The following is a 12,682-nucleotide window of genomic DNA, read 5'->3' as shown; positions in this document are numbered from 1 at the left end:
GGCCGCCTTAGCTCAGCCGGTAGAGCATCGCATTCGTAATGCGAGGGTCAGGTGTTCGAGTCACCTAGGCGGCACCATCACCTTGTTCGCCAAAATCCGCGAACATTCTTGTCGCTCGTGTTCGCCATCGTTCGTCTGCATTCAGGTGATTTTGACGCTTGCATGTGGAGGGCTTTGCAAACCGCCAATGGCTCTTTTTGGCATAGGACTCTAAAACCCTAAACTGAGCTGCGGCTTTTCCGCCTCCGGCGTATGGAGATTAGACAGGCTGACGCCCAAAAGGCGAATACCCTTGCTGACCGGAAACACGTTCAGCAGCAGGGCATTGACCGCCGCGATCATCTCGGATTTTCCGGTAATGACGCTGCCGGTGCGCGAGCGCGTCACAGTCTGGAAATCGGCGAACCTGACCTTGAGCGTGACGGTACGCGCCTTCACCTCATGCTTTTCCACATGTCGCCAAACCTTATCGACCAGCGGTTCCAGCTCCGTCCAGGCCGGTGCAAAGGCCGAAATATCGCTGGAGAAGGTGTTTTCGGCGCCGATCGATTTGCGCTCACGGTCGGGGCGCACAGCGCGGTGATCGACGCCACGCGCGATATTGTAATAGTGCCTGCCCGAAACACCGAAATGGCGCACCAGAAACGCCAGATCGCGCCCGCGCAGATCGGCGCCGGTTTCGATGCCCAGCGCCTGCATCTTCGCCGCCGTGGCCGGGCCAACGCCGTGAAACTTCCTGACCGGCAGGCTGGCCACGAAGGCGGCCCCCTGATCGGGACGAATCACGCATAAACCATTGGGCTTGTTCTGGTCAGACGCGATCTTGGCGAGGAATTTGTTGTAGGAAACCCCGGCCGAGGCGGTCAGGTGTGTGGCTTCGAAAATGCGCGCCCGGATCTCTTTGGCGATGTCGGTGGCCGAGGTCATGCCCTTGTGGTTTTCGGTGACATCGAGATAGGCTTCATCGAGCGACAAAGGCTCAACCAGAGGCGTATAGTCTTCAAAAATATCACGAATCTGCCGCGAAACAGCCCGATAAGCGTCAAAACGTCCCGGCACGAAGATCAGTTCCGGGCATTTGCGTCTGGCGGTGACGCCGGGCATGGCCGAATAGACACCGTACGCGCGCGCCTCATACGACGCCGCCGCCACCACGCCGCGCGTACCTGAACCACCCACCGCCACCGGCTTGCCGCGCAATTCGGGATGGTCGCGCTGCTCTACAGACGCAAAAAACGCATCCATATCGACATGGATGATCTTGCGCGGCGGCGGGTTTATATCTTCGGACGAATCCATGACTTGACTCTGCCATATCCGGAACATAATGTGAACATGAAAAATTGAGAGCAGCAGGAGAGAGGCATGGCGATCCATATCGGTATCGGCGGCTGGATTTATGAACCGTGGCGCGGCACGTTTTATCCCGCTGACCTGCCGCAAAAGCGCGAACTTGAATATGCCGCCTCGCAACTGACCGGCATCGAGATCAACGGCACCTATTATGGTGCGCAAAAGCCGGATGTATTCCGCAAATGGCGCGACGAGACGCCCGATGGTTTTGTCTTTGCCCTCAAGGGCATCCGTTACGCCACCAACCGACGCAATCTGGCCGAATCGCAAGACTCGGTCGAGCGTTTCCTCAACAGCGGCCTGATCGAGCTGAAAGACAGGCTGGGGCCGATCAACTGGCAATTCATGGCGACGAAAAAGTTCGAGCCTGAGGATTTCGAGAATTTCCTCAAACTTCTGCCCGCCTCCATCGAAGGCGTGGCTTTGCGCCATGCCGTCGAGGTGCGCCATGAAAGCTTTCAGGATCCGGCCTTCATCGCCCTGGCCAAGCGCTACAAGGTGGCGGTGATCACCGCGGCGGACTGCGAATTTCCACAGATCGCCGACCAGACCGCTGATTTCGCCTATCTGCGTTTGCAGGGCACAGGCGAAGACCACAAGGCAGGCTATAGCGACAGCGCGCTTGACACATGGGCCAGGCGGCTGACATCTCTGGCGGCGGGCGAAATCCCCGGCGAACTGGCTTGTATTACGTCCGAACGCAAGGTGGCGCCGCGCGATGTCTTCGCCTTTGTTATCAGCGGCCATAAGGTCGCCAATCCCGCCGCCGCGCAAAGCCTGATTGAAAAAACATCCTGATCGAAAGTCTGAAATGAGCCAGCCTGTTGTCTTCGGTGTCCTGTCAACCGCCAAAATCGGCCTTAATAAGGTCATTCCGGCCTTCCTGAAAAGCGACCGCATCCGCGTCAGGGGCATCGCCTCGCGCAGCCTGGAATCCGCCGGGGCCGCCGTGGCGCAACTTGGCCTCGAACAGGCCTATGGCTCTTACGAAGACCTGCTGGCCGACCCGGAGATAGAGGTCGTTTATAATCCCCTGCCCAACCACCTGCATGTGCCGATGACACTGGCCGCCGCCCGCGCCGGCAAGCATGTCCTGTGTGAAAAGCCGATGGCGCTGAACGCCGACGAGATCGATCAACTGGCCCCTTATCAGGACAGGGTGCACATCATGGAAGCCTTCATGGTGCGCCATTCCCTGCAATGGATAAGGGCGCGCGACCTGATCCGCGAGGGTGCCATCGGCAGCCCGCGCATGATGCAGAGCTATTTTTCCTACGAGAATCTCGATCCTGACAATATCCGCAACAGGGTGGAATGGGGCGGCGGCGGGCTGATGGACATCGGCTGTTACTGTATCGTGGCCGGGCGCTATTTCTTTGAAGCCGAGCCTCAGCGCGCCCTGTCGCTGATTAAGCGCAGCGATTCCTTCGGCACCGATGTGGTGGCGTCGGGTCTGCTCGATTTCGGTCAGGGACGGCAATTGTCGTTTACGGTATCAACCGAGGCCGGTCGCAGCCAGACGATCAATGTGTTCGGCAACAAGGCGCGTCTCAACCTGCCGATTCCGTTCAATCAGCCGGTCACGACGCCCAGTCGCGTGATGATCGACGATGGCGCGACGCTCGATGGCGGCGAGGCGGTCACCTACACATTGCCTGCCGCTGATCAGTATCAGTTGATGGGCGAAGCCTTTGCCGACGCCGTAAGCGGGCGGATACCCCTGCCCTATGGTCTTGAAGATGCACGCGCCAATATGCGCTGCCTCGACGCCCTGTTCGCTTCGGAAACCAGCGGAAAATGGGAATCCATAGGGGCGTAATTTTCTCTTTACAGGCTTTTTATGCGCCGCAGCATCGCACCGCATGGCTTCCTTAAGGCGTCTGGAACACACTGACTTATCACGTTCACGCGGATTTGTCCGCCGCCCTTCACCGCCCCCCCTAGCCCAAGGGTTCTGGCAGATTCTCGTGAACGTGAACTCCCTTCCTTCTCATTTCCGGCGTCTCAAAGGAGACTTTACCCATGTTATCCTCCGCCACCAAGGCCGCAGCCAATGTGACCCGCAAACTGGCTGAAAACGATGTCCGCCACAGCGCCCGTGACGTACTGGACGATGCCATCGACGCGGTGGATGAAAAGCGCCACGAAATGCTGGATCATGTCAGCGAATATGCCAACGAAGCCGGACAGAAGGTGCGCGGCATGTACGACAAGACGCGCAACACGACCAATCGCGTCAGCCATAATGTCGAGTCCGAAATCAAGACCAATCCGGTGCGCTCCACCCTGATCGCCCTCGGTATCGGTTTTGCGCTGGGTGCCATTTTCACGCGCCGCTAGAGCAACGAGCGTTTAAAACGAGCGTTTAATTTGGCTTACAAATTGAATGCGAGGTGCGGAAAAACGTAAAATATAGAGCGGATTGCATTCCTTTCACCGATTAAATCAGAATGCAAACCGCTCTAACCCATACCCGGCCTTCGCCGCCGCCTCCCCCGTCGGCCCGCGAGACAATATCCCGAATGCACAGGCGTCCCGCCCCCGGACGACTGCGCCATCGGGATATTGCGCTGTCGTCGTGGCGCGCCTTATATTTTCCTTACACCAGATACGTCAGCGCTTATTGTTCCATTATGGCTCATAGGTTAGTTTATGTCGTAACAGGGCGCTGCCTGTTGGGCAAACGATCAAAACCGGTTCCATCAGGCGCGCGCTCGGTATATTCGAATAGTCGTAAAGCTTAAGTTTGGGCGGAATTGGTTTGATCGATGAGAATGCCCTGGGGATTGAGCGTCAAGCACGTCTATCTGGCATTTTTCAGCTTGATTTCGATTGCGCTCTGCGTCTTCAGCCTGATCATTTACAACCAGTATAAGGTTGTTCAGAACCTTAACGAATATACGCGCTACCAGTACGAGAACATTCGCCAGAGCAAGATCATCCTGATGGATGTGGTCGATATGGAAACCGGTGCGCGCGGCTTTGTGCTGACAGGCGATAAAAGTTTCCTCACGCCTTTTGAAAGCGCCGCAAACCGCTTGCAGGCCGAGGTTTTGTCCTTACGTAACGCCACCTATTACGAAGATAATTCGTTTGCCGAAACCAATGCCTGGCATGACCGCATTGATACGATTCAAAACCTGCTCGAAACCCAGATCAGCCATGTACGCAGTCAGGGGCGTGGCACAATCAGCCCGACCGAGATGAACAAGGAAAAGGCGGCGATGGACGAGCTTCGCCATATCGTCGAGACCTCTATCGCCAACCGGCTGACCGGACTGAGGGCGCGCATCGAACTGGTCAAGACTCAGAAAAACGACCTGATCTATACCCTGGTGATTGGCACTGTGCTGGGCATCGGCATTCTGCTGGGTGGCACGATCATCATCATCCGTCTGGAGGATGAGAACGAGGCCATCGAGGACGAAAACCAGCGCGGCGAACTGCGTTTCCGCACGGTGATGAACGGCATTAATGACGGGGTTTACGAGGTCAATTTCGTCAATGAAACCATGTATATGTCGAAAGAACTCAAGGCCATGCTCGGCTATGACGAGGATGAACTCGACGAAGACATCAATGTCATCACGCCGATGATCCACCCCGACGATGTCGAGTCCTATTTCCGCGTGCGCCACCAGTATGTCACCCGCAAGACGGCCGATTACGTCAATATTTTCCGCCTGCGCCACAAGGACGGCACCTGGCGCTGGATCATGGCGCGCGGCGTCGGCGCGTGGGACCGTTTCGGCCAGATTCGCACCCTGATCGGCACCCATACCGACATTACCGAACAGAAAAACCGCGAAGAAGAACTGCGCCAGCTCAATGCCGATATGGAGGCCTTTACCTATATCACCTCGCACGATATGCGCTCGCCGCTGGTCAATCTGAAAGGCTTTTCGCACGAACTGCACATCGCGCTCGATGAGGTACGCGCGCTGCTGGAGCCGCAGCAGAAAAAAATCGCCGCGCGCAGTTGGGCCCAGCTCGAAACCCTGCTCAAGCACGATATTCCCGAAAGTCTCGGCTTTATCGGCAATGCTATCGATCGCATGGATACCCTGACCACGGCCATTCTCGACCTGTCGCGCATCGGCAAGTTCGGCTATCGGGAAGAGGCGGTCGATTCGCGCGCCATCTTTGAAAAATGTCTGGGCGCGCAAAGTTATGAAATCTCGGCCAAGAGCGTGGAGGTAAAGATCGGCGACATGCCCCTGTTGCGCACCGATGCGGTGGCGCTCGAACAGATCTTCTCCAACCTGCTCGACAATGCGGTGAAATATCTCAACCCCGAACGTCGAGGTGTGATTGAAGTCTCGTGCCATGAGACGAGCCGCGACTATATTTTTTCGTTGCGTGACAACGGCCGCGGCATTGATCCGGCCGATACAGAGCGGGTGTTCAATATATTCCGGCGCGCCCGCAATGTCGGTGATGTGCGTGGGCTGGGCATCGGCATGGCCTATGTCAAAGCGTCCTTGCGCAAGATGGCGGGTTCGATCTGGTTCGATTCGGCGCTCGATGTCGGCACCACCTTCTATGTCAGCCTGCCGAAGAAACCGCTCGCAAGCGATGAAGAGGCAAGCGAACCGGCGCGTGAGGCGGTGGAGGCATGAAAACACCCTTCACCCTGGTTCTGGTCGAGGATGACGAAGGCCATGCACGCCTGATCGGGCGCAATCTGCAACGGGTCGGCGTGCTCAATCCGCTGGTACGCCTGAAAAACGGTGCCGAGGCGCTCGATTATTTTCTGGCCGGCGCGGCGTCCGCCCACAGCCACAGTGTCGTGGTGCTCGATCTCAACCTGCCTGATATTGACGGCTTTGAAATCCTGCGCCGTCTGAAAAGCGATCCGGCCAGCGCCGATGTGCCGGTCATCGTGCTGACCACCACCGACCATCCGAGCGACATCGACCGCTGCTATGCGCTGGGCTGCAACGGTTTCATGACCAAACCCGTTCATCATAACGATTTCGCCGAAGCCATCCGCAAGCTGGGCCTGAGCCTGACTACGGTGCGCGTACCCCATTTTCGTGATAAAAGCTGAAAGAGTTCCGAGAAGTCATGCCGCCTGTATCCCCTGAAAGCAACGGTTCTGCGATGACGGAGTCTGATCTTCTGCCCAGCGCATCTCCCCATGCCGACCCCAATTCTGGCCTCCAAACGGGCCTTCACACCGGTATGCGCAACATCCTCTATGTCGAGGACGACGCGGCGCTGGCGCGTCTGCTGCAAAAGCGCATGGAGCGGATCGGGCTCAAGGTCGATCTGGCAGGCACCGCCGAGAAGGGACTGGAGCTGCTGCATGACAACAACTATGATCTGGTGCTGGTCGATTACAATCTGCCGGGCATGAACGGGCTGGAACTGCTCGACCGTATGGACGAACTGCCGCTGGCCCCGCCCGCCGTCATCCTGACCGTCGGTGGCGATGAGCGCATCGCCCTGGCGGCCCTGCAAAAAGGCGCGGCCGATTATGCGGTCAAGGACATCAACCAGACCTATCTCGACCTTTTGCCCGCCATCATGGTGGCCGCCTTCACCAAGGAAAGACTCTTACGCGAAAATGCCCAGCAAAGCATCGAGCTGAAGCTGGCCAAGGAACGCGCCGAAGCCGCCAGCCAGGCCAAGAGCCGCTTTCTGGCCACAATGAGCCATGAAATCCGCACACCGATGAATGTGGTGACGGGGCTGGCCTCGATCCTGTCGCGCTCCAAGCTGGACGGCGATCAGAAAAAAATCGTCGAAACCCTGCGCACCAATGCCGACCTGCTGCTCAAACTGATCAATGACCTGCTCGACATCAGCCGCATCGAGGACGATCATATCGAGCTGGAAGCCATACCTTTTCAGGTGACAGCGGTACTGGAAGATATTCGCGTCATGTTCGCTCAGGACATCGAACGCAAGGGCCTCAGCTTGCGCATCGATGACAAGACCGAGGGCATGATGCTGCTGGGCGACCGGTCGCGCCTGCAACAGGTGCTGATGAACCTCGTGTCGAATGCCCTCAAATTCACCGATTCCGGCGAGATCGCCATCGAAGCCCAGGCCACCTGTCAGGGTGAGGATTGCGAACTTGATATTGTGGTGCATGATTCCGGCATCGGCATACCCGAAGACAAGCTCAATATCATTTTCGACAAATTCACCCAGGCCGACGAAACCATCACCCGGCGTTTTGGTGGTTCAGGGCTTGGCCTGTCGATCGCGCGCTCATTGGCGCAACTGATGGGCGGCGATATTTCCGTGCGCAGTCAGGCGATGGAAGGGTCTTCGTTCCGCCTGTCACTCAGCCTGCCCCTGACATCGCCCAGCGAACCCGACGCGGCACCGAAGCCCGACTATCGCCCCGTGGCGGCGGCGAATGGCGAACCGCCGCGCGTTTTGATCGTCGAGGATTATGAGCCCAACATCATGGTGCTGTCGCTGATGCTCGAAGAACTGGGCTACGCCACCGATTCCGCCGCGAACGGCTCCGAAGCGCTGAAGCTGATCACCCAAGCCGCGCATCCCTATCATGCCATACTGATGGATGTGCAGATGCACGGCATGGACGGACTGGAAACGACCGGCTGCATCCGCGATCTGGAAAATGGCGGGCCGCGTAATGTCATTATCGGCGTCACCGCCCACGCCCTGGCCGGTGACCGCGAACGCTGTCTGGCCGCGGGCATGGACGACTATATTTCCAAGCCCGTCCTGCCCGATATTCTGGCGCAGAAACTGGCCCAGACGCGCTGACCGTTGACCACATCATAAAAAAAAGCGGCCCCGTAAGGAGCCGCTTTTTTTTTGAGAGCACCCGTCCTTAGGCTCTTTTGGCTTCCAGCTTTTGCTGTATGGCCAGGATTTCATTCGGCATCACCTCGACAAATGCCTTCAGGGCATTGTCCCAGTCATCGAGAATGGCCTGGGCGCGCGGCGACAGGGTGCGCTCCAGATGCTGACGGATCAGCGCCTTGAGGCGAACGGCATTGGCGTCCGGCACCGGACGCAGGGTGATGCTGTCCGGGTTGATATGCGACGGCAGGGCGCCCGCCGGATCATAGATCCACGCCACGCCGCCGGTCATGCCCGCGCCGAAGTTCGAGCCGGTGCGACCGAGAATAACCACCTCGCCGCCCGTCATATATTCGCAAGCATGCGCGCCGACACCTTCCACCACCGTGGTGGCACCGGAATTGCGCACCGCAAAGCGTTCGCCCACCGTGCCCGCGATATAGAGCTGGCCTGAGGTCGCGCCATACAGGATGGTATTGCCCGCCAGCGCCTGATTTTCGTGCCACGCCTTGGGGCGCACCACAATGATCGCGCCGGACAGCCCCTTGCCGACATAGTCATTAGCTTCGCCGATCAGATTGATCGTCAGGCCATTGACGGCAAAAGCGCCCAGAGACTGGCCCGCCGAACCGGACAGTTCCAGCGTCAGGTGACCTTCGGCCAGCGTGTTGCCATAGGTGTTGACAATGGCCGACGAGGTGCGCGTGCCGACGGCGCGCATGGTGTTGCGCACATCATAGGTCAGTTGCATCTTTTCGCCACGGTCGAGCAGGAAGGCGGCGTCCTGAACGATCTTGGCGTCGAGCGTTTCGGCCACTTCATTGATCTGGTCGGGCGCAGTCACCGTTGCCTTGGGATCGAGATCGACGCGCACCAGAAGCGGGTTGAGATCGAGATCGTCGAGATGGATGCCGCCACGCGACACCTGTTGCAGCAGGTCGGTACGGCCCACCGCTTCGCCGAGCGTGCGCAGGCCAAGGCTGGCCAGGATTTCGCGCACCTCTTCGGCCACAAAAGTGAACAGGTTGATCACCTTGTCGGGCGTGCCGGTGAATTTGGCGCGCAGGCGTTCGTCCTGCACACACACCCCGACCGGGCAGGTGTTGGACTGGCACTGGCGCACCATCAGGCAGCCCATCGCCACCAGCGACGCCGTGCCGATACCGAACTCGTCAGCCCCCAGCATGGCGGCGATCACGATGTCGCGGCCGGTGCGCATACCGCCATCGGCGCGCAGACGGATCTGGCCACGCAGATTGTTGAGCGTCAGCACCTGATGGGCTTCCGACAGGCCCAGTTCAAACGGCAGGCCGGCGAACTTGACCGAACTGAGCGGCGAAGCCCCCGTGCCGCCGACATTACCGGCCACGAGAATCGCATCGGCCTTGGCCTTGGCGACACCCGCCGCCACCGCGCCAATCCCCGATTGCGACACCAGCTTGACGGTGACGCGGGCGCGCGGATTGATCTGCTTCAGGTCATAGATGAGCTGGGCCAGGTCTTCGATCGAATAGATGTCGTGGTGCGGCGGCGGCGAGATCAGGCCCACGCCCGGCGTCGAGTGACGCATACGGGCGATGAACTCGGTCACCTTGAAGCCGGGCAATTGCCCGCCCTCGCCGGGCTTGGCGCCTTGCGCGACCTTGATTTCGATTTCGCGGCACTGGTTCAGATATTCCGCCGTGACGCCGAAACGGCCCGACGCAATCTGCTTGATCGCCGAATTGGGGTTATCGCCGTTCGGTCGGCGCTGATAACGCTCAGGATCCTCGCCGCCTTCGCCCGAAACCGAGCGCGCGCCGATGCGGTTCATGGCGATGTTCAGCGTCTCGTGCGCTTCGGGCGAAAGCGCCCCCAGCGACATGCCGGGCGTGACGAAGCGCTTGCGGATCTCATTGACCGACTCGACCTCATCCACCGAAATGGCGGGCTCAGAACTATGCCAGGCCAGCAGATCGCGCGGGCTGGTGGGGTGCGTCTTCGACATCTTGGCGATCAGACCGGAATAGGTCTTGAAGGTTTCATAGTCGCGGCGCGTGGTGGCGTCTTGCAGCAGGTGAATCAGGCGCGGCTGGTAATAGTGCGTCTCACCGGCGGCGCGCATCTTGTAGAAGCCGCCGATCTGCGCCACCGGACGCTTCGCCGCAAAAGCCTGACCGTGCAGGACTTTCAGCTTCTGCTCGATACCCGACAGGCCGATGCCGGAAATGCGCGAGGTCACGCCGGGGAAATATTCGGCCACCAGTGCACGCGACAGGCCCAGCGCTTCGAATTCATAGCCGCCGCGATACGACGATATGACCGAAATGCCCTTCTTGGCCAGAATCTTCATCAGACCGGCTTCGATGGCCTTCTTGTAGTTGAGGAAGGCCTTGTGCTCATCAAGGCCCGGATAGCGGCCACCGGCCAGACGATCCTGCATCAGTTCCAGCGACAGATAGGGATTGATCGCCGTGGCGCCGACGCCCACCAGAACCGCAAACGTATGCGGGTCCATCGCTTCGGATGAGCGCACGATGATCGAGACGAACGAGCGCAGGCCCGCGCTCACCAGCCGCGAATGAACGGCGGCGGCGGCCAGTATCATCGGCACGCCGATGCGGCTTGCCGAGATCGCCTCATCGGTCAGGACGATCATCGACGCCCCGGCCTTGACGGCGGCGACCGCCTGATCGCGCAGACCTTCGAGCGCGGCCTTCAGCCCCTCGCCGGACAGCGCACCTTCGGCAGGCACATCGAACGTCGCATCGAGCACCTCGACCTTGCCCGCCGAGTCGAACTTCACCATGCGCTCATACATCAGCGTGGTCAGGAACGGGCTTTCCAGCACGAACACATCGGTCTGGGCCTCATCCTCGGCCAGGATATTGCCGAGATTCTTGAAGCGCGTACGAAGGCTCATACCCTGCTCTTCACGCAGAGGATCGATCGGCGGGTTGGTGACCTGGGCGAAGTTCTGACGGAAATAGTGGGCCAGAGGCCGCCATTCATTCGACAAAACGGCCATGGGCGTATCATCGCCCATCGAGCCAATGGCTTCCTTGCCGTCCTTGATCATGGCGTCGAGCACCGAATCGAGGTCTTCGAGCGTAAAGCCCGCCGCCACCTGACGACGCAGCAGGTCTTCGCCGGTCAGGTTGCGCGGCTCAGGGCCCGAGGCGATCAGCGGCTCCAGCTCGATCATGTTTTCGAGCCAGCCCTTGTAATCGTGCTTCTGGGCCAGGGCGTCGATGATCTCGTCTTCCGAGAACAGCTTGCCCGCTTCCAGATCGACGGCGATCATGCGGCCCGGCGCAATATGGATGCGGCGCGCGATGCGTTCCTCGGCCACGCCGGTCATGCCCGCTTCGGAACCGACGATCAGCAGACCATCGCGCGTTTCGCTGACGCGCAAAGGCCGCAGACCATTGCGATCCTTGCCCGCAATCACCCAGCGGCCATCGGTGGCGCAGACGGCGGCGGGGCCGTCCCACGGTTCCATCACCGAATTGCAATAGGCATAGAGCGCCTTATTGGCGTCGGAGACATTGGCGTCCTTGGCCGTGGCTTCGGGGATCAGCAGGGCCTTGGCCATCGGGGCCGAACGGCCGGCGCGCACCAGAAGCTCAAACACATTGTCGAGCGCGGCGGAATCGGAACCGCGCGGCTGGATCACCGGCTTCACATCGGCGGCCTGATCGCCGAAGGTGGCGGCGGCCATGCGGATTTCGTGCGACTTCATCCAGTTGATATTGCCGCGCAGCGTGTTGATCTCGCCATTATGGGCCAGCATACGGAAGGGCTGGGCCAGACGCCATTCAGGGAAGGTGTTGGTCGAGAAACGCTGGTGGAAGATAGCCACCGACGATGCAAATTCCGGGTCTTTCAGGTCAAGATAGAAGTCATCGACCAGCTCGGCGCGGAACATACCCTTATAGATCAGGGTCTTGGCCGAGAAGGAGCAGAGGTAGAAGTCGGACAGATTGGCTTCATCGACGCGCTTTTCGATGCGGCGGCGGCACAGGAACATGGCGCGTTCCAGCGCCTCGCCGTCCAGACCTTCCGGGGCGGCCAGCATGATCTGCTCGATTTCCGGGCGCGTGGCCAGGGCGCGTTCGCCCAGTTGCGCCACATCGACCGGCGGCTGACGCCAGCCATAGAGGTAGAAACCCGAACGCAGGATCTCGGACTCAACGATGGTTCGCGCCGTTTCCTGACCGCCCAGATCGGTGCGCGGCAGAAAGACCTGACCGACGAGGATCGGGCCGGGGCGCGGCTTATGGCCGATATTTTCGACCTGCTTGCGGAAGAAGGCCTGCGGCACATTGATCATAATGCCCGCGCCATCGCCCGACTTGCCATCGGCATCGACCGCGCCACGGTGGAACAGGGCCTTCAGCGCCTTGACGGCCAGATCGACCACATCGCGGCGTTGCGAACCGTCGATCGAACAGACGACGCCGACGCCGCAGGCCGAGATTTCCGATTCCGGGTCATAGGCGTGGCCATCGATCAGGCGCTGGCGCTGGTCTTGATAATGCTTAAACGAATCAAAATGGGTCAT

General features: G+C 59.6%; 8 protein-coding genes and 1 tRNA gene. 7 read left to right on the top strand and 2 right to left on the bottom strand.

From position 1 onward, the window contains the following. Position 1 precedes the first annotated feature (1 nt). A tRNA-Thr gene (locus QB905_RS12520) sits at positions 2–77 on the top strand. Between the two features lie 133 nt (positions 78–210). Here QB905_RS12520 and dinB read toward each other — a convergent pair. Beyond that, positions 211–1,299 carry a DNA polymerase IV gene (dinB, locus tag QB905_RS12515; RefSeq protein ID WP_282975356.1) on the bottom strand — a complete coding sequence of 363 codons (1,089 nt, stop codon included), beginning with the start codon at positions 1,297–1,299 and terminating at the stop codon, positions 211–213. 66 nt (positions 1,300–1,365) lie between these two features. On the opposite strand from dinB, the gene QB905_RS12510 reads away from it, so the two are divergent. From QB905_RS12510 to QB905_RS12485, 6 genes are all read left to right on the top strand, one after another. Further along, positions 1,366–2,151 carry a DUF72 domain-containing protein gene (locus tag QB905_RS12510; protein ID WP_282975355.1) on the top strand — a complete coding sequence of 262 codons (786 nt, stop codon included), beginning with the start codon at positions 1,366–1,368 and terminating at the stop codon, positions 2,149–2,151. A 13-nt stretch (positions 2,152–2,164) separates the two neighbouring features. Then, complete coding sequence (locus QB905_RS12505) at positions 2,165–3,172, top strand: Gfo/Idh/MocA family protein (protein ID WP_282975354.1); 1,008 nt, start codon at positions 2,165–2,167, stop codon at positions 3,170–3,172. 203 nt (positions 3,173–3,375) lie between these two features. Next, positions 3,376–3,693, top strand: coding sequence for an ElaB/YgaM/YqjD family protein (locus tag QB905_RS12500; protein WP_282975353.1), 318 nt, complete (start codon positions 3,376–3,378; stop codon positions 3,691–3,693). A 428-nt stretch (positions 3,694–4,121) separates the two neighbouring features. Then, complete coding sequence (locus QB905_RS12495) at positions 4,122–5,972, top strand: sensor histidine kinase (RefSeq protein ID WP_282975352.1); 1,851 nt, start codon at positions 4,122–4,124, stop codon at positions 5,970–5,972. After that, on the top strand, positions 5,969–6,403 hold the full coding sequence (locus QB905_RS12490; protein ID WP_282975351.1) for a response regulator: 435 nt from the start codon (positions 5,969–5,971) through the stop codon (positions 6,401–6,403). Before QB905_RS12495 ends, QB905_RS12490 begins: the two co-directional genes overlap by 4 nt. Before the next feature lie 53 nt (positions 6,404–6,456). After that, positions 6,457–8,100: a response regulator gene (locus QB905_RS12485; RefSeq protein WP_282975350.1), complete on the top strand. Its 1,644-nt coding sequence runs from the start codon at positions 6,457–6,459 to the stop codon at positions 8,098–8,100. 67 nt (positions 8,101–8,167) lie between these two features. Here the strand turns inward: QB905_RS12485 and gltB are convergent, their stop codons facing one another. Further along, on the bottom strand, positions 8,168–12,682 hold the full coding sequence (gene gltB, locus QB905_RS12480) for a glutamate synthase large subunit (RefSeq protein WP_282975349.1): 4,515 nt from the start codon (positions 12,680–12,682) through the stop codon (positions 8,168–8,170).

The organism is Asticcacaulis sp. EMRT-3 (genome assembly GCF_030027245.1).
In the GTDB taxonomy this organism is placed as follows: Bacteria; Pseudomonadota; Alphaproteobacteria; order Caulobacterales; family Caulobacteraceae; genus Asticcacaulis.
This window is presented reverse-complemented; position numbering and strand designations above follow the sequence as displayed.